Source organism: Spirosoma lacussanchae, from assembly GCF_005870035.1.
In the GTDB taxonomy this organism is placed as follows: domain Bacteria; phylum Bacteroidota; class Bacteroidia; order Cytophagales; family Spirosomataceae; genus Spirosoma; species Spirosoma lacussanchae.
In genome coordinates, this window is the sequence record NZ_SWJG01000010.1 from 1 (window position 1) to 18,955 (window position 18,955).

17 protein-coding genes are annotated in these 18,955 nt (G+C 51.7%); 9 read left to right on the plus strand and 8 right to left on the minus strand.

Translation table 11 applies throughout. The features are described from left to right. Positions 1-443: 443 nt before the first annotated feature. From FBR45_RS23080 to FBR45_RS23115, 8 genes are all read left to right on the plus strand, one after another. Positions 444-1,136, plus strand: coding sequence for a hypothetical protein (locus tag FBR45_RS23080; protein ID WP_138506776.1), 693 nt, complete (start codon positions 444-446; stop codon positions 1,134-1,136). A gap of 386 nt (positions 1,137-1,522) precedes the next feature. Further along, complete coding sequence (locus FBR45_RS23085; protein WP_138506778.1) at positions 1,523-1,723, plus strand: hypothetical protein; 201 nt, start codon at positions 1,523-1,525, stop codon at positions 1,721-1,723. Positions 1,724-1,776: 53 nt separating this feature from the next. Further along, positions 1,777-2,487 carry a hypothetical protein gene (locus tag FBR45_RS23090; protein ID WP_138506780.1) on the plus strand — a complete coding sequence of 237 codons (711 nt, stop codon included), beginning with the start codon at positions 1,777-1,779 and terminating at the stop codon, positions 2,485-2,487. Positions 2,488-2,528: 41 nt separating this feature from the next. Then, complete coding sequence (locus FBR45_RS23095; RefSeq protein ID WP_138506782.1) at positions 2,529-3,110, plus strand: hypothetical protein; 582 nt, start codon at positions 2,529-2,531, stop codon at positions 3,108-3,110. Positions 3,111-3,264: 154 nt separating this feature from the next. Further along, complete coding sequence (locus FBR45_RS23100; RefSeq protein ID WP_171044949.1) at positions 3,265-3,603, plus strand: peroxiredoxin family protein; 339 nt, start codon at positions 3,265-3,267, stop codon at positions 3,601-3,603. Beyond that, the gene (locus FBR45_RS23105; RefSeq protein WP_138506786.1) at positions 3,600-5,300 is read left to right on the plus strand and encodes a peptidase domain-containing ABC transporter; all 1,701 of its coding nucleotides are present in this window, start codon (positions 3,600-3,602) and stop codon (positions 5,298-5,300) included. The genes FBR45_RS23100 and FBR45_RS23105 overlap by 4 nt, the downstream gene beginning before the upstream one ends. Continuing rightward, on the plus strand, positions 5,284-5,787 hold the full coding sequence (locus FBR45_RS26790) for an ATP-binding cassette domain-containing protein (protein ID WP_262709542.1): 504 nt from the start codon (positions 5,284-5,286) through the stop codon (positions 5,785-5,787). The genes FBR45_RS23105 and FBR45_RS26790 overlap by 17 nt, the downstream gene beginning before the upstream one ends. A 136-nt stretch (positions 5,788-5,923) precedes the next feature. Then, positions 5,924-7,411: a xylulokinase gene (locus FBR45_RS23115; RefSeq protein ID WP_138506790.1), complete on the plus strand. Its 1,488-nt coding sequence runs from the start codon at positions 5,924-5,926 to the stop codon at positions 7,409-7,411. Between the two features lie 129 nt (positions 7,412-7,540). On the opposite strand, the gene FBR45_RS23120 is transcribed toward FBR45_RS23115, so the two are convergent. Continuing rightward, positions 7,541-8,221, minus strand: coding sequence for a DUF3431 domain-containing protein (locus tag FBR45_RS23120; RefSeq protein ID WP_138506792.1), 681 nt, complete (start codon positions 8,219-8,221; stop codon positions 7,541-7,543). Between the two features lie 138 nt (positions 8,222-8,359). On the opposite strand from FBR45_RS23120, the gene FBR45_RS23125 reads away from it, so the two are divergent. After that, positions 8,360-10,492, plus strand: a complete 2,133-nt coding sequence (locus FBR45_RS23125) for a S9 family peptidase (RefSeq protein WP_138506794.1) — start codon at positions 8,360-8,362, stop codon at positions 10,490-10,492. A 239-nt stretch (positions 10,493-10,731) separates the two neighbouring features. On the opposite strand, the gene FBR45_RS23130 is transcribed toward FBR45_RS23125, so the two are convergent. The 7 genes from FBR45_RS23130 to FBR45_RS23160 all read right to left on the minus strand — a co-directional run bounded on the left by FBR45_RS23130 (position 10,732) and on the right by FBR45_RS23160 (position 18,933). Continuing rightward, complete coding sequence (locus tag FBR45_RS23130) at positions 10,732-11,430, minus strand: DNA alkylation repair protein (RefSeq protein WP_138506796.1); 699 nt, start codon at positions 11,428-11,430, stop codon at positions 10,732-10,734. Positions 11,431-11,506: 76 nt separating this feature from the next. Continuing rightward, the gene (ftsZ, locus tag FBR45_RS23135; RefSeq protein ID WP_138506798.1) at positions 11,507-12,964 is read right to left on the minus strand and encodes a cell division protein FtsZ; all 1,458 of its coding nucleotides are present in this window, start codon (positions 12,962-12,964) and stop codon (positions 11,507-11,509) included. An 86-nt stretch (positions 12,965-13,050) separates the two neighbouring features. Then, positions 13,051-14,466, minus strand: a complete 1,416-nt coding sequence (gene ftsA / locus FBR45_RS23140; protein WP_138506800.1) for a cell division protein FtsA — start codon at positions 14,464-14,466, stop codon at positions 13,051-13,053. Continuing rightward, positions 14,463-15,236: a cell division protein FtsQ/DivIB gene (locus FBR45_RS23145; protein WP_138506802.1), complete on the minus strand. Its 774-nt coding sequence runs from the start codon at positions 15,234-15,236 to the stop codon at positions 14,463-14,465. Before FBR45_RS23145 ends, ftsA begins: the two co-directional genes overlap by 4 nt. 37 nt (positions 15,237-15,273) lie before the next feature. Next, the gene (gene murC, locus FBR45_RS23150) at positions 15,274-16,659 is read right to left on the minus strand and encodes a UDP-N-acetylmuramate--L-alanine ligase (protein ID WP_138506804.1); all 1,386 of its coding nucleotides are present in this window, start codon (positions 16,657-16,659) and stop codon (positions 15,274-15,276) included. Next, complete coding sequence (gene murG, locus FBR45_RS23155) at positions 16,656-17,750, minus strand: undecaprenyldiphospho-muramoylpentapeptide beta-N-acetylglucosaminyltransferase (protein WP_138506806.1); 1,095 nt, start codon at positions 17,748-17,750, stop codon at positions 16,656-16,658. Before murG ends, murC begins: the two co-directional genes overlap by 4 nt. A gap of 61 nt (positions 17,751-17,811) precedes the next feature. Further along, positions 17,812-18,933: an FtsW/RodA/SpoVE family cell cycle protein gene (locus FBR45_RS23160; RefSeq protein ID WP_077922514.1), complete on the minus strand. Its 1,122-nt coding sequence runs from the start codon at positions 18,931-18,933 to the stop codon at positions 17,812-17,814. Positions 18,934-18,955: the final 22 nt, after the last annotated feature.

Sequence of the window (18,955 nt, forward strand, 5' to 3'; positions counted from 1 at the left end):
ATAGAGATTTGGTATAACCGGCAACGCAGGCATTCGGCGCTAGGCTATCTTTCCCCTTTTGACTATTACAGTGGGCAGTGCCAACAAGTTGCTTAAAAGTTTGTCCAGTGTTTTGTTGCAAGTCCATAACCGAACGCGCCTGGCACAAGATTCGTGACGAGTTAGTCAATGACCTTAACCTGCCCCTCGCCTATGACCCAGTCCGCAAAACGTATTACTACACCGAAGAGGGCCAACTCGTGTTTGGGTTTCAGCGAAAGCTAAATAATAGTGACATGGAGAAGTTGGAAGGCGGCAGAAAACTTCAGACGACTGGCCCCCTATGGTCATTTGGATCTCTGATTTCAGTAGGCTATCAAAACATACAGGCGTAGTGCATTATGATTATTTTGACCAGCAACAATTTTGGATACGTTAGCAAAGCACCTCTTTGTCTTGCCAAAATGGTCCTCATCATCGCACACCAAATGAGCTATGGTCAATCTGTACAATCCATACATGAGAGGTATTTACAGAATCTTGGTAGCCGACGTTGTATAGATTCTATCACCACCATTTTCTTATCTGGAGATGGATTTGATAGTCAAACAGGAACCAAGTACATAGTTAATATATACAAAGCTTTTCCGAACCTTTGTTCTTATGAAAGAATTAACGACACAGATACAACATACTTTAATTATGATGGTCACACTAATTGTTTAGGTAGTAGACCTGAGCGTAATTCTATAAAGCTACTCAACAAAATTTTATCTGATAATCAGTCTTATTTCAGATATGAAAAATTATTTAATGATTTCGTACACATTGGTGATAAATGCACTTTTATAAATAAAATAGTTGAAAGCGACGAAGAGTTTTATATACTTGAATATAATGACAAAAAATTCATACAAACATTTTACATAAACTGTCAAACTTACAACATCTCTAAAGACATAGTTTACAATACTATAAGCACAGCCAAGAAAGAGACAAACTACTCCAATTTCCAAATTATAAATTGTATAAATATTCCGTTAACGGAAGTAAGCTACTTTAGTATTGATGGCATTCCCACTTCTACATCTATTTATAACTATAAAAATGTAGTTATAAACAAAGACATGAGCAAAAATCGTTTCTCATGCGATTAGAGATCAACTCAAGCTTCGGAAAATATATTACTGTGTGCTTATGAACCAGTCCGCAAAATGTACTACTACAACGAAGAAGGTCGAATCATATTTGGGTTTCAGCGAAAGCCAAACAATAAGGATATGCGAAAACGCCAACTAAGCTAAGAATTCCAGACGGCCAGCCTCCTCTGGTCTTTGGCTGCAGCAAGTACCAGCTCCATGAACCGAGAGAATAGTTTTTTAAAATTCATCTTTAAATAATGGATTTAATGCTGCTTTATAAGATAAATTGGAAATTTCTATAAAATTTATATCGATGAACTCTCAGTTCAGTGAAAGCCCCGAAGTTGCGAGGGTCATTCAGTGTCGGATGACACGTATTTAACAATAAACATTTAAAACGCATGAAAAAACTAAATGTAATCCAGTTGGAACGCATAACCGCTGGAAGATGTACGGGAGAGTCTATTTCTTTTGCTTCGTCAGTAGCAAGTCTTGGCAAAGCAATCGGTGATGATGATTCTTCAGGATGGGACTATGCTACAGCCTCTTTAGGAGTAGCTGCTGCAGGCGAAAAATGGATGGCTTGCATGGGCTGGCTTTAATCCGAAATCTACGGCCAGTAGAATTATCTACTGGCCATTTCACCTCAAGTAATATGAAAAAGTATTTGATTTTATGTGCCTTATACTGCTATGCCTACTTTTGTAATGCACAAAAAATAAAACGTGTTATTGGCACGTACTTCTCAAAAGATACTTTACAACCAGTTAGCCTTATTTTAAAACCGGGCGATAATAAATCTATTTCAGGAATACTTATTACTGAAATAGGTCAGGAATACACCTACTTCACGCATCAAAATGACACCCTGACAGGGCATTTTATCCCATCTCAACCCGACAATTATATTAAAGCCATTATAAAAGATGAATCCCTTGAACTATTCATCACGCACAACGGCCTAACAAAACACCTATTCCTGTCAAAACTGAAAGACTTTGATTCAGACTTGCCTAAAAACAAGCAATTTGACCAGGCACTTTTTGGGAAATGGGTCTATTACGATGAAAAACAAGGAAAACTCATACACACTCAATATTTTGCATTCTATCCAGGTGGAAAATTAGAATTTGGCCATGCCAAACACCCTGATATAATGAATTCTGATATTATCAAATCAGGTAAAGTTAAGCCTAAATGGGCTACACAAAATCAACACCTACATTTATTATTTGAAACAAGCCTACCGTTATATATTCCTAGTATCCCAGCAAGCATTTATCGTGTAGCTGGTGATACGCTTTACATGAATAATAACTTTGGCCGCGTTCATAAAGCGGTAAGAGATAAATCGTTTATACCATGAATAGCTTAACCCGATATTTATTACTCTTTTCATTACTTCTAATGACCGACTTTACATTAGGAGCAATCGTATATCACTTTTTCTTACCTGAACAGTTAGTATTAGAAAGTTTATCTAAAAAATTTACACAGTCTGAAATAGCAACTCTATTGAAGCACAAAGAGGACCATTATGTACTTTTAAATCTATTAAAAGGAATTTTTAAGTTATTTAATATTGTGGTCATTACAAGCATTTTGTCAATTGGTATTCTGCTAAATGATTTCAAAGTTCAGTGGATACGTATTATTAATATAGTAACTATTGCTCAATTTGTATTTTTCATCCCATTGCTTTTAAAACTAGGCTGGTTTTCCTTTATCAAGACAGACTATACCTACGCTAATTTCAGCGATTTTAGTGCGCTTTCACTATATAACCTCCTGGATTATGCCGAGGAATGGCAAAGATGGCCTCTTAAACAACTCAATATTTTTGAATTTTTATTTTGGCTTATTCTGGCAATAGGTTTACAGAAGGCTTATAACATTCCACTAAGCAATGGAATGTCAATTGTGGTGCAGTCATACGGCGTGTCTTTCTTTTTATGGATAACAGTGATTGTTTTTTTAAGTATTATGTAATCACATGAAGAATTATTTGTATTTATTATTATTCATTCTATTTACTGGAATGACTTACAAAATTCTTGATCGTTTAGCCGTACGCAAAGAGACGTCCCACAAGATTCACACCCTGCCGAGCGTGGCATCAGCCAAGTTCACAGCACTCAAGCCCATGCTTCACGGGAAACCTTCTATCGTCATTTTCTTTGATCCTGATTGTGAGCTATGTCACCGGGAAGCTACACAAATACGCCAGCAACAAGCAGCCTTTGCCAATACGTCTGTTTACTGGCTCACTACGCAATCCCTTACCAAAGCCCGGGCTTTTGCGCATCAATACGGCCTCGATACGCTCTCGATGATGCACGTTGGGGCGCTCACCCGCGAAGAAGCCTACCAGGCTTTTGGCCCCACAAGCGTACCTCATATTTTTATTTACGGCGCCGATAAGCGACTCCGTAAGGAATACAAGGGCGAGGTAAAAGTGGAGGCCCTCCTAAAGTACCTATGAAACATATCCACCGGACCTTCACCCGCCAGCTCGACCAAACCGATTGCGGAGTGGCCTGCCTATTGTCAATTTTGCGGTATCATGGCGGAGATGCCAGCCGGGAACGGCTCCGCGAACTCAGCGGCACAAGCATTCAGGGTACTTCGCTGCTTGGCCTGTACCAAACCGCGCAGGCACTGGGCTTTGATGCCGAGGGCCTCGAAGCAGAGGGTATCCACAACCTAAGCGAACTTACCGAACCCGCTATTCTGCACGTTTTGATCGACGACGGCCCTACTGGGCAGCGGCTACAGCATTATGTTATCTATTATGGTCAGGCTAATGGCTACTACACCATTGGCGACCCGGGGCGGGGTGTGGTGCAGATGCCAGCCGAGGAGCTAACCCAAATCTGGCAGTCGCGGGCGTTGCTGTCGCTTAAACCTACCGACACGTTTGTCAGAACAACCCAAAGTCGCCAACAGCAGTGGCAGTGGTTCCGGCAATTGCTACACAACGACCTGCCCCTGCTGGGCATTGCAGCCGGGCTGGGTGTGCTGATGGCCGCTTTGGGTCTGACGATGGCGCTGTTTTCGCAAAAATTGCTGGATGAGATTCTGCCCCGGCAAAACGTAGAAAAGCTGACGCTGGGTTTATTGCTATTGGCGGTGCTGTTACTCGCTCGGGCGGGCATTGGCTACCTGCGAGGCTTTTTGCTGCTGCGGCAAAGCCGGGACTTCAATACGCGCATCGCCAATCACTTTTTCCGCGATCTGCTACAGCTCCCTAAATCGTTTTTCGACACCCGCAAAACCGGCGATCTGGTGGCTCGGCTCAACGACACCCGCCGAATTCAGGCTACCATCAGCTTCCTGACAGGCAACGTAGTCATTGATGTGCTTATGGTGCTTATTACGGCTGGTTTCCTGTTTATTTATCACTGGCAGATCGGTTTGCTCAGCCTGGTTTGCCTGCCCCTGTTTGGCTGGCTGGTATGGCGCTTCAACGCCCGGATTATTGCGGGCCAACAGGAAGCAATGGCCGGTTATGCCCACACAGAGAGTCATTTTATTGACTGCATGAGCGGCATTGGCGTGATCAAGGCAAACCAGAAAGAGCCGTTTTTTAGCGCCGTAACGTCGGCCATCTACACGTCTTTTCAGCAAAAGCTCTATCAGTTAGGCTTACTGGGCAATCGCTACAGCCTGCTGAGTGAGTTAATCAGCGTCGGGATGTTGGTTGCGCTTATTGCTGTGAGTACGTTTATGGTGCTACACAAACAACTGAAACTGGGCGAAATGATGGCCGTTCTGAACATGTCCGGTACGCTCATCAGCGCCATTGCCCGGCTTTCTACCACCAATATTCAGTTGCAGGAAGCCCGCGTGGCGTTTCAACGGATGCGTGAGTTCACCGAACTCCCCGCCGAAGCATCTGACAGTCAGGAGGTATTAACCAACAGTAGCCTGCCAACAGAAATCGTACTGGAGTCGCTGACGGCAAAAGGCTTATCGTACCGGTTTGCGGGTCGCCCGGCCCTGTTGAAAGACATCTCATTTTCGGTACAGAGAGGGCAGATTATGGGCCTGATTGGTGAAACCGGTTCGGGCAAAAGCATGCTTCTTCAGATTCTACAGAAGTTTTATGAGCCAGAAGAAAAAGACCAACTAAGCGTCAAAATGGCTCTCCCTGGCACTTCATTTGCGGGGGGGGGGTGATACTGCCTGGTCAGCCATCCCGGCTGCCGATTGGCGTAGATTGATCGCCTGCGTACCCCAACCGATCAAAATCTTTAACGGCACCCTGCTGGATAATATCTGTCTGAGCAACACACTCGAAGAAGCCGACGCAGTCGTACAGTTTTGCCAGGAGTACGGTTTCCACGATTATTTCATGAAACTACCACAGAATTACCTGACGCTTGTGGGTGAAGAAGGCATAAACCTGTCGGGTGGTCAGCAACAACTGGTTGGTCTGGCCCGGGCTTTGTACCGCCGTCCACAACTGTTGTTGCTGGACGAAGCTACGTCTGCCCTCGACCGCCAAACCGAGCAGTTTGTGCTTGCTCTGCTTCAGCGAATCAAATCGCAGATGGCCATTATCATGGTTACGCACAGGAGCCAGTCCGTTTTACTGGCCGACCGGGTTTATGTGATGGAGAACGGCATTCTTCAGGTAACCAGCACGACACCTACGGTTGCCTGAGCCAGCCCGGATACGACCGGCGGCAGGGTATTACTCTACCAAAAATTGGCGGATTGAGAGCGGTTTGTTAACTCATTTGTCACCTTCGGGTTGTACTTTCGCGTTAAATTTCCGACTCCCAAATTCTGGTATCTGCATGTATTTTCTTGGATTCGACCTCGGCTCATCGTCCGTCAAAGCGTGTTTACTCGATGCCGAAAGCGGTAAAGCCGTAGCGTCGGTGTTCTTCCCCGAAACCGAAATGGCCATCGATTCGCCCCAGCCCGGGTTTGCTGAACAGCAGCCTGAGCAGTGGTGGCATAATGCCTGCCGGGCTAGCCAGGCGGTACTGAAGCAGGCCAGCGTTCGGCCCGAGGATGTCAAAGCCATCGGCATCTCGTACCAGATGCACGGGCTGGTGGTGGTAGACAAGGCTATGAACGTATTGCGGCCTTCCATCATCTGGTGCGACAGCCGGGCCGTTCCGTATGGCAACCAGGCCTTCGATGACCTCGGCCGCGACCGGGTCCTGAAACATCTGCTCAACTCGCCGGGCAATTTTACAGCCGCCAAACTGGCCTGGGTCAAAGCCAACGAACCCGATGTATACGCACAGGTAGCCCACTTCATGCTCCCCGGCGATTACCTGGCGGCCCGCATGACGGGCGAGATCGTCACAACGGGCTCGGGTTTGTCGGAAGGCATCTTCTGGGATTTTCAGACTAACGAGCCCGCCCAGTTTCTGCTCGATTATTACGGCTTCGATGCATCGCTGCTGCCCACCATCCGGCCTACGTTTGCCCCCCAGGGCGAACTAAGCGCCACGGCAGCCGCCGAACTGGGGCTTGCCGCCGGAACGCCCGTTACCTACCGCGCCGGCGACCAGCCTAATAACGCCCTGTCGCTCAACGTACTCGAACCGGGCCAGATTGCTGCTACGGCGGGTACGTCGGGCGTGGTATACGGCGTCAGCGACCGGGCCGACTATGACCCTAAATCGCGGGTCAATACGTTTCTGCACGTCAGCCACCGCCCCGAGGCCCCACGCTACGGGGTACTGTTGTGCGTAAACGGAACGGGTATTCTGAACAGCTGGCTCCGCAACCAGGTACTGCGCCGGACCATCAGTTACGATGAGATGAACCGGCTGGCCCACGAAGCACCCGTTGGTGCCGATGGCCTGGTTTGCCTGCCGTTCGGCAACGGCGCCGAACGCGTACTCGAAAACGCCGATCCGGGCGCGTCGTTCCACGGCCTGCAGCTGACCCGCCACGAGCTGCCCCACCTGATCCGGGCCGCTCAGGAAGGGATCGTTTTTGCGCTTTATTACGGCATTCAGGTTATGGAAAGCGTAGGCGTTGGTCTGCAAACGATTCGGGCCGGCGAAGCCAATATGATGCTCAGCCCGCTCTTCCGCGACACGCTGGCTAACCTGACCGGGGCAGCTATTGAGCTATACAATACCGACGGAGCGCAGGGAGCCGCCCGAGGAGCCGGACTTGGTCTTGGCTATTACAAAACCGCGCAGGAGGCATTTACCGGCCTTCACGTCACCAAAACCATCGATCCCAACATCCGCGATCAGGAGCGGTATCGGGACGCGTACGAAACCTGGTTAACCCAGCTGGAGAAGAGCGGCTTATAATTGATTGGCGTTGCTGACAACTTCTTTGCTCATCCCTGCAAAACGACGGCCAGTGGTTTCAATCACTGGCCGTCGTTTTGCAGGGCCTCATTCGCCACCAGACCGCTACAGTAGGTAGCCTCAAACTCACTAAAGCAGGTCAGGAGTCTGGTGCCGCATCGGCTTCAGATGAACCGTTTGCCGACCGGCCAGCCAATGACGGTCAATACCGATCAGGCCAAATACCAGATCCCAGCTCCGCTCGAAACAGTGGGCTGCGTCGGGAAACGTGATCGACACAGCCAGCGCCCGCTCGTAAAAGTCACGCGTTTGCCGACGCACTATATCTCGATGAATGGCAAACTGAGCGCCCAGCACAAAGGTATATGCAGCCGGTCCGTCAGTGCCAAACAACGCCCGATGAAAACCCCGCAGCTCGAGACCGCGACCGTCTTCGTTCTTACTCCAGGGCCTGAACAGCCGCTCACCCTGATCATCGTCGGTATCGATCAGATGCCCCAACCAGCGAAACCCCAGCGGACTGATCGCGTCAGGGGCATCAGCAAATGCCCGCAGGGTTTTCTTGAAGTCGAAGGCGTGGTCAAATGGTTTCCCCTGGCAAAAGATTGTCCATTCGGCCAGCGTGTCGTACCGATCAACGAGGTGATGCAGGTACGTATGAGCCTCACGCCCTACGTTGGGAAGCGCAAGCGCATCGGGGCCCGCCGACCCATCGGCACTTTTATCATAAACGGTTACGTACAGACTGGCAGGGCGTTTCCGTAGCCAGGCCAGGTCTTCAGTGTAGCGGGCAACAACAAGTTCTAGCATAGGCGATACTCGCAGAACAGCACAGGTTGGGCAAAGTTCGATCCGCCGACTGGTTTCTTCCTGTTGGCGGATCGGCCGCATCGCCGGTGCGCGTAAACAAAACGTATCTTTACAAACTGACCTCTTAAACGAACTGCTATGAAGGGAACGTGTTTACTGATTATTACAACCCTCACGCTGCACAGCATGACTCAGGCACAAAACGTACAGCCCCCCAGGGCCGCTATCAAGCCCAAAGAACTGACCATTCATGGCGACACCCGCGTCGATAATTACTACTATCTCAACGAGCGCGAAAATCCCGACGTAATCAACTACCTGAAGGCCGAAAACGCCTACCTGGACCAGGTGCTGGCGCCGGTAAAAGGACTGCAGGACAGACTGTTCGACGAGATGAAGGGGCGCATCAAACAGCAGGATGAATCGGTTCCCTACAAAGAAGGAGACTACTACTACTATACCCGCTACGTAACCGGTGGCGAGTACCCGATTTATTGCCGCAAAAAAGGCGCGCTGACCGGTACCGAAGAAGTCATGTTCGACGGGAATGCCCTGGCCCGCGGCCATAACTACTATCAGCTGGGCGGCTATGAGGTGTCGGACAACGACGAACTGGCCGTATTCTGCGAAGACACTGTAAGCCGACGACTCTACACGCTTCGGATCAAGAACCTCAAAACCGGCCAGATCTACCCCGAAATCATACCCAATACCGAAGCAGGCAGCTTTGCCTGGGCAGCTGACAATAAGACGCTGTTCTACATCAAAAAAGACCCGCAGACGCTGCTCGGCTATCAGGTATTCCGGCACGTGCTGGGCACCAGTCCCGAGCAGGATGTGCTGGTCTATGAAGAGCCGGACAATCAGTTCTACATGGGGCTAGGTCGGTCGAAATCAAAGAAATACATCACAATCGGCGTTGATCATAATGGCGTCGCTACGGAATACCGGCTGCTCGACGCCAGTAAACCCACTGGGGAGTTCACGGTATTTCTGCCGCGCGAGAAAGGACACGAATACGACATCGTTCATTACAAAGACAAGTTCTATGTTCGGACCAACTGGAAGGCAGAAAACTTCCGGCTCATGGAAGTGCCGGAAGGCAAAACGGCCGACCGGAACGCCTGGAAAGAAGTCATTTCGCACCGGGCCGACGTGTACCTGAGTGACCTCGACGTATTTGCCAACCACCTCGTCCTGGGCGAACGCAAAGCAGGCCTGACCAACATTCGGATTATCAGCCAGAAACGAACCGGCGATCCGGCCAGGGCTGACTTTTACCTGCCGTTTCAAGACCCAGCCTACGTGGCAGGCATCGGCTATAACCCCGACTTCAACACGAACGTAGTACGCTATACTTATGCGTCGCTGACCACGCCCAGCTCGACCTACGATTACAACATGGACACCCAGACCGCCACCCTGATGAAGCGTCAGGAGGTACTGGGTGGTTTTGATCCGGCCAACTATACCTCCGAGCGTATTTTCGTAACGGCCCGCGACGGAGCCAAAGTGCCGGTATCGATCGTGTACCGGAAAGGAACCAAAAAAGACGGCTCGGCCCCTCTGCTGCAATACTCGTATGGCTCTTACGGTATTAACATGGAACCTGGCTTCAGCTCAACCCGCCTGAGCCTGCTGGACCGGGGTTTTATTTACGCCATGGCCCACATTCGGGGCGGTCAGGAGATGGGGCGTCGATGGTACGAAGACGGAAAGATGCTGAAGAAGAAAAATACCTTCAATGATTTTGTCGACGTATCGCAGCACCTCATCAGCCAGAAATACACCTCGCCGGATAAGCTATTTGCTATGGGCGGCAGTGCAGGCGGCTTGCTGATGGGTGCGGTCATTAACCAGGCGCCCCAGCTCTACCGGGGCGTTGTAGCCGCTGTCCCCTTCGTTGATGTAGTCACGACCATGCTCGACGAAACCATCCCACTCACGACGGGCGAGTTTGAAGAATGGGGCAACCCCAAGCAGAAGGTTTATTACGACTATATGAAATCGTATTCGCCTTACGACAACGTTACGAAGAAAGCCTATCCGAATCTGCTCGTGACAACGGGGCTTCATGACTCGCAGGTGCAGTATTGGGAACCCGCCAAATGGGTTGCCAAACTCCGTACGCTGAAAACCGATACCAACCAGCTACTGCTCCATACCAATATGGAAGCGGGCCACGGGGGTGCTTCGGGCCGTTTCCAGGCGCTAAAAGAAATTGCGCTGGAGTATGCCTTCATGCTAAATCTGGTCGGGGTGCAGCAGTAAATAACTGTATTGCACAACCATCGCCCAGGCGTGTCCCCTTGTGCGCGGCTGAAGTACAGTACGTCGTTTTTGCAGCTACTTATTCCGGCAGCGTTTTTTCGGGCTTTGCTGGCAGAAGAAGAGTACGTTTTGAATTTCTTGCTAGTTTTTTGTTGGGTCGGGTGCCAGGCTAAAAGCGCACCCGACCCGAAGTATCTGGCCTGTTTTTAACCAGACACGCCAGATACTTCGCCATTACCCTACAGCTTCAGATAATACTGCCGACGGGTGGGGTCAAATTTCTCGATGGCGTAGCGTAGAGCCGTACGCGGCATCTGCCGGATGTGATCGTGCAAAAACTCCTCCAGCGCTTCGGGGCTGCGTTTACCCACCTCGCGCAGCATCCAGCCAACTGCTTTATGAATCAGGTCGTGGTTGTGGGCCAGGAGTAGTTCGGCCAGCGCAAACGTATCAGAAAACTGTCCTTTCCGGATAAATGCCAGTGTCGACACCATCGCTATGCGCTGGCTCCAGAGGTGATCCTGCCGGGCCAGATCGTACAGGACCGATCGATCGGTGTGCAGGAGGTATTCGCCCAGAATAGCCGGGCAGGTCGCGTCTACCAGATCCCAGTTGTTGACGTACTGTCGATTAGCCAGGTAGCGGTCGGCCAGGTCAGCCCGACCGGTTACCCCTGTTTTTCGGGCCTGATACACCCAGATAAGCAGAGCCGTCATCCGGCATTCATGGTACGAATCATGGAGCAGCTGCTCTACTTCATCGGCCGATAACGACCCAAATTGCCGAGCAATCGCGTGTTGCTGCGGCATCGAGAGACCCAGAAACTGATCGCCCTCGCCATACTGGCCAGGTCGGGTCTTGAAGAAACGGGCTACAAACGAAGCCCGTTCGGGTTGTTCCAGCGCCAGCAGCGCCGTCTTAACGTCGGTATGGGTCACAGTAGGGGCAGGCTTAACGCAAAAGTCCGGCAATTGCGCTACCGCAACCCCGGACTTTTGTATAGACAATAACTACTTAGTCGTTCAGTTTTGAGCGGACAAACTCATGTTCGGGTAGCATCGGCAGCGAATACAGCAGCGTCTTGTTCCGTTCGAACGTAGGCCGGTCAAGCTCGGTGGCGGTGTATTTGCCATCCACAAACGTCCGGATCATCCGTTCAATCAGGTCTGCGTCGCTCGGGCGTTCATCTTCGTCGAGCAGCAGAATACCATTTTCGTCATGCTGGTGGTTAGGTCGCATACCCGCACCCGGCAGTGTATCGGGCCGGACGATGGTGGCGCCGTTGTAGCCGGTTGGTGTCAGCTGTCGTTCATCGACCGTTACTACTACGCCTTCCGGTTTGGGAGTTACCACCGGGTCGATAAGTACAGGGTCGGCAGGAACCAGCTCGGTCGGCTCGGTCGCATCCTGTGGCTGTTCTTCGATCACCTCTTCCGGCTCTTTCTCTGGCTCCGTAATGAGTTCAGGTTCGACAACCGTGTTCTTAAGCTGATCCATCAGCGTTGATGTACCGTCGAAGCCAGCCGCAATGATCGTGACGCGCAGACTGTCGCCCAGATTTTTGTCGGTAATAGCGCCGAACTTGAACATTCGGGCTTCGGTCTGAATTTTCTTGGCTACATGCTCCGAAATGGCCATCTGCTCCTTCAGTCGCATGGCGTGTTCCTTACTCGACGAGATCGTGAGCAGAATCCGCTTGGCGCCCCGAATGTCATGATCGTTGAGCAGGGGCGAGTTCAGAGCTGCTTCGATAGCGCGTAAGGCCCGATCTTCGCCAGCTGCTTCGGCCGATCCCATTACCGACTGACCAGCATTTTCCAGTACTTTCTTAACGTCAGCAAAGTCAGCGTTGATATCGCCCTGGGTCGTGATGATTTCGGCAATACTCTTTACCGCGTTGGCCAGAACATCGTCGGCATGTGCATAGGCATCCGTCCAGGTCAGTTCGCTGTAGAGTTCGGCCAGTTTATCGTTCAGGACTACCAGTACCGTATCGCAGCTGCGTTTCAGCTTCTCGATACCTTCGCGAGCCTGTTCTTTCTTATCGGTTCCTTCAAAGTAGTAAGGCGCCGTAACGACAGCTACCGTCAGAAGCCCCATTTCGCGGGCCACCTCGGCCACTACCGGCGCAGCACCGGTTCCGGTACCACCGCCCATACCCGCCGTAATGAACACCATTTTGGTTGGGGGAGCCAACAGGTTTCGGATCTCGTCGATGCTGGCACGGGCCGCATCTTCGCCAGCTTTGGCTTCGGTACCTGCTCCCAGCCCATCGCCCAGTTGCAATTTGGTTGGAACGGGGTTGTTCATAAGTGCCTGACGGTCGGTATTGCAGACGGCAAAATTGACGTCCTGCATCTTCATGTCAAACATGTGCTTGACGGCATTGCCGCCCATGCCCCCTACCCCAACCACTTTAATGATTGTCGGATTGTCATCCGGTATGTCGAATCTATAGCCCTGACTTTGCATGTGTGGGTCTGTGGTGTCTGTTTCGAAATTGGTACTACCTGAATGCAAATGAACCGGCTTGGGGCCGGTCTCCCCTTACGGGTCGGTTAATAGGGGTCGGTTTCGTTACCGCGAATAGGTCGCGTCACCTTACGGAGCCAGCCCAGCAAACCTCCGCCCTCTTCGGGCGCCTTCTCGGGGGCAGGTGCTTTCTCTACCTTTTCGCGCACCGGCGTTGGTGGCGGACCGTATGTCGGCTGGCGGGTTGGCACGTTGGCTGGCTCGTCGTTATAGGCGGCTCGGTTGGGGTCGCTGATAAACGAGATCCGATTATCAATGGTCTTATAACCAGCCCACACCAGACCCACGGCCGTAGCATAGGCAGGGTCACCCACCAGATCGGCCCGACCGTTGGGTTCCAGATGTTCGGGGTAGCCAACGCGCACTTCTTCAACGCCCGTTACCCGCCCAAATATCTGCTCAACGCCGGGAATCAGTGCCGTACCGCCGGTCAGAACAAGCCCGCCCAGCAGTTTGCCTTCATAGCCCGACCGAATGATTTCAGCCTGGATCAACGCAGCAATTTCGCGCAGACGATCTTCGATAATAACCGCTACATTTTTCAACAAAACATCTTTAGGACGCCGGTTGCTCAGACCCGGCACCGCCACCACTTCGTTGAGATTGTACTCACCCGGTATAGCACTGCCGAACTTGCGCTTAAGCTGTTCTGCCTGATTGGGCAGAATCTTACAGCCCGCCTGAATATCGGACGTCAGGCTGTTTCCGGCCCACGGGAACACCGCCACATGACGAAGTACGTTGCGGTAGTAAATAGCCAGTTCGGTCGTGCCGCCACCAATATCGACCAGGGCCACGCCAGCGTATTTTTCTTCATCAGTCAGCACCGCCAGGCCAGATGCCAGGGCTGACAGCATCATCGTCTCCTGCTCCAAGTTATTGCGGGTAATGCACTTACGCACGTTGCGGGCTGCGTTGGCCTGGGCTGTAATGAGCTGAAAATCGGCTCCTAGCTTTACGCCGTTACGACCAACCGGCTGATTTATATTCGATTCATTATCGACCATGAAATCCATGGGCAACACGTGAATAATTTCTTTATCGGCCGGGATTGACGTACGGTTGCGGTACATGTCGCTCAGGAGATGATCGATGTCCTCAATCTGAACTTCATCACCCATTGACGAGCGCGTGATGTTGCCATTCGCTTTGATCGACGTCACGTGTGCTCCGCTAAAGCTAACGTTGACCGAGTGAATGTTCAGGTTCGATTGGTTCGATGCTTCAGCTACGGCGCGCCGGATGGCGTTTACTGTGTTGTTAACGTTAACCACCGACCCTTTCGTAACGCCATCGGCCAGAGCGGTTTCTCCCACGCCCAGTACTTCAAGCGTTTCCTGTTCTCTGTTGTTACGAACCAACCGGCCAGCCACCGCACACACTTTGGTGCTGCCGATGTCGAGCCCAACCACAATTTTCTCGTCACTTCCCGTTGTTGTCATTCGCACACGATTTGATTTCGGTACTGAACGTTTACCCGACTGTAGCGATCCCATCCCTTAGCCGGTAAAACGTCGGTATATACTAATTTTAATTTCTTAAATTTCGCATCCAGATCGGTTGGCAAGCCAAGCTCGATTCGGTGGTTTCCCACCTGCGGCCACATGGTTACCTCGCCCTGCTCATCGACCGACAGTTCGGCGATCTGCGCCCGCCAGAGCGGGTCGTCGGCAATGTACCGAAGCAGGCCAAGTAAAGGCTGGTTCCGTTCGCTGGCCAGCGAGCGGTTCCGTTTAAAATACGGCCCGGTCAGAATAGGCACACGAGCGGTATAATTCATCGAGATCGGAAAGAACCGACCTTCTTCGCTAATGTACTGCCCCGAGACCGTCCGGATACCTTCGCTGTCTGTCATCAAACGAGCAACGGGCCTGGGCTGTTCAACACTGACGAGTAGATTTCCCATTAGGTCTCGGGATACCTGACAAGTTTTTACCAGCCCATGCTGCTGTAAGCGAACTTCCAGCTGCCGAAAATCAACCTCTTCGTACTGTTTACCAATTACCGGATCAGCTCCGCCGTTTGTTAAGTACCCCGTCACGTCCCGACGCGTCAGAAACTGGTGACCGTCAACCTGATTAAGTTTTACAACCACCGCACGAACCCGTTTTTGATCCTGCCGCACTTCGGTGAAGGCGATCAGACCAAGCAACGTGACAAGCCCGCCGGCCATGTAAAACCACTTCCTGGTTGATTTAAAGGTAGAAAACATCTGCGTATAAGCTAAGTCATTATCCAACTATTTTTATCTATTGGTCTATTAATACTGATTTCAGCACCGGCAGTTGCTGATCAATGTCGCCCGCTCCGATCGTGACCAGCAACGATGGCTTCATATCCCGCACAACGCCCGCCAATTCAGCTTTGGTACTTTGGCGTTTGGTTTTCGATTGTACCGCCCGAAATATCAAGTCGGACGTCACTCCCTCGATCGGTAATTCCCGCGCCGGGTAAATATCCAGCAGAATCACGTGATCGGCCAGCGACAGACTTTCGGCGAACCCTTCGGCAAAATCACGCGTGCGGCTGAAGAGGTGAGGCTGAAAAACAGCCGTCAACTCCCGGTCTGGATACAACGCTTTCACTGACGACAAAAAGGCCCTAACTTCTTCAGGATGATGCGCATAATCATCGATCAGGACCACATCGTCCGTTTTGAGAATGTACTCGAATCGCCGACGAACGCCCCGATACGTGGTCAATGCTGAACGGATGGCTTCTGCCGATACACCCAGCTCCAGCGCAACTGCGCCAGCCGCCACAGCGTTCTCAACATTGTGAAAACCAGGAACCGTCAGGCGAATATCGGGAATAACACCGTTCGGATACACAAGGTCGAAAACAAAAGCTGCATTTTCTATTTTTAGATTCTGACTACAATAGTCGCCATTTTGTAACGAATACTCCTTAACGGTAGCATTTGTCTTGTTAGCCAGCGTCAGTCCCTGCTTCATAAAGAGCACACCATCAGGCGCAATCTGACTGGCGAACAGCCCGAATGATTCGAGCACAGCATCGTGTGCCCCGTAAATATCGAGGTGGTCGGCATCGGTCGACGTAACGATGGCCAGCTGCGGGTATAGCGTCAGAAACGACCGGTCAAACTCGTCGGCCTCGACAACGCAAACCACCTCCCGCAGGTTATCGGCAGGTTCGTTAAGCAGAAAATTAGTATTATAATTATTGGTGATCCCTCCCAGAAAAGCCGCGCAGTTTACCCCCGCATCGCGCAGGATATGAGCGACCATCGACGAGGTAGTGGTTTTCCCGTGCGTACCGGCCACCCCAACGGTTTTCATCTGACCGGCCAGCAGGCCCAACACCTGCGAACGTTTCTGCAGGGTAAACCCGTGGTCTGTCAGGTAGATATATTCAGCATGTGTCTTGGGTACAGCCGGCGTATAGACGACTAGCGTCTGGGCTGGGTTGGCCAGAAACTCGGCCGGAATCTGTTGCGTATCCTCGGTAAAATGGATGGCCATCCCCTCGGCCTCCAGGGCATTAGTCAGGGCGGTGGGGGTTCGGTCATACCCGGCCACCTCGTAGCCGTTGATCCGAAACCAGCGCGCCAGAGCACTCATACCGATTCCGCCTATCCCCAAAAAATAGATGTACTTGAACTGATCCAGACTCATCGTTTCATTAGATTTACTACTTCTTCCGCAATCTCGCGGGCTGCATCTGGCCTGGCCAGGGTTTTGATAGCGGTTCGCAACTGCTGGCGCTGGACCGGATTGTTGAGCAGCGCCAGTGCAGCCGGAACCAGATCGGTACGAGCCGCCTGATCACGCACCAGCAGAGCCGCACCCCGATCAACCAGCGCCATGGCGTTTTTGGTCTGATGATCTTCGGCTGCCGCCGGAAACGGCACCAGAATAGCCGGTCGCCCGACCAGACACAACTCCGACACCGACAGCGCCCCCGCCCGCGACACAACCGCGTCGGCTACGGCATAGGCTTTATCCATGTCGTAGATAAAGTCATACGCTTTCACCAGCGAAGACCCTACGGTGGCTACGGCCTTCCGAGCGCGCTCAATAAAAGCGGGGCCTGTCTGCCAGACTACCTGAATACCGGCATCGACAAACTGCGTCAGTCCGGCCTCCATCGCTTCGTTGATGGTTCGGGCGCCCTGGCTACCGCCAATAACGAGCAACGTGGGGCGGGTAGCTTCCAGCCCGAACAGCTGCTGCCCCGCGCTGACTTGCTGGTCGGCAAACTGAATATCGCTCCGAACCGGGTTACCCGTCATCCTGATTTTAGCGGCCGGAAAAAAAGCCTCCATACCAGGGTAAGCCACACAAATTCGTTCGGCCCAGCGGGCCAGTACTTTATTGGTTAGTCCGGCATAGGAATTCTGCTCCTGAATGAGCGTCGGAACACCGGCCATAGACGCAGCCAGCAGTAAAGGGCCACTGGCATAGCCACCAACGCCAACGGCCGCATCGGGTCGAAAGGTGCGTACAATCTGGCGGGCCCGTAACAGGCTCTTACCTAGTTTCACCGGAAAAATCAGATTCTCCAGTGTCAGTTCGCGCTTGATCCCCACAACGGGTAACCCCTCGATGGGGTAGCCGGCGCGGGGCACCTTTTCCATCTCCATTTTACCTTCGGCCCCCACGAATAAAATGTCGGTGGTCGCATCCAGGTGTCTCAGCTCGTTGGCGATGGCAATAGCCGGGTAGATATGCCCGCCTGTTCCACCCCCACTAATAATAATTCTCATAGCTACTCCTGACAGGTAGTGGTCATATGGCCGTTTAGCAGTATAAAACAGCCTGCCACGCCTAGATTTTACTCTCGTCTACTTCCTCCCGACTCACGCTCAGCACAATGCCAATGGCCAGGCCCGTAAATATGAGCGAGGTTCCTCCCATACTTAATAGGGGCAGCGGTTGTCCCGTAACCGGCGCCAGCCCGATAGCGACACAAACGCTGGCAAAAGCCTGAAAAACAATACTGAAGGTTAGTCCGGCAGAGAGCAGCCCCCCAAACGGTCGGGAGGCCTTCTGTAATGTTTTCATACCGCGCCATAGAAACCACAGGTACGCCAGCACCACCGGGATACCGCCAAGTAGCAATCCATATTCTTCCACGATAATGGCGTATATGAAATCCGAGAATGGGTTAGGCAGGGTGTTACGCTGGTGGCTATTGCCGGGTCCCTGCCCGGTCAGGCCACCATTGGCCAGGGCGATGTACGACTGCTCGACCTGGTAGACAATGGTATCAGAATCCATGAAGTTCTTCATCCGGTTGGTAGCCGTTCCGAAGCGTTCGCCGAAGAACAGACCGATACCGCCAAAAAACACGCAAACGCCCACCATGATGATTAGGTATCGCACCGGCACCCGACCAATATACATCAGCAGAAAACAGGTGAAACCCAGCAGCAGGGCCGTAGAGGTATTCGACAGAATGATCAGCGAGCAGATCAGCCCAATCCAGATGATAATGTTGAACAGGACGGTGGGGTCGCTCATGAACCGCTGCCGCTTGGCCAGCATAGCAGCCAGATTCGAGATCAGCGCCAGCTTGGCCAGATCGGAAGGCTGAAACGTCTGGTTGATGATCGGAATCGTTACCCAGCGAGAAGCATCGTTCAGGGTAGACCCCTTGAAAAATGCCCATAACAACAGCGGAATAGACAACCAGAGCCCGAACTTAGACAGGCGGGCGTAGTAGACATAGTTGATCTTGTGCGCAAAGTACGTGCAGGCCAGACCGACCAGCAGCAATGAACCATGTTTCAGCAGAAACACTTCGGTGTTGCCGTCCAGCTCCCGAAACGCCTTGGTGCCGGTAGCGCTGTACACCACCAGCACGCTCATGATCGACAAATAGAGCACGATCCACCAGATCTGGCGATCCCCTTTTAGATGTGTACGAATCCAGTCGCGAAGGAACATGAGTTTGAGGGATGAGGGATGA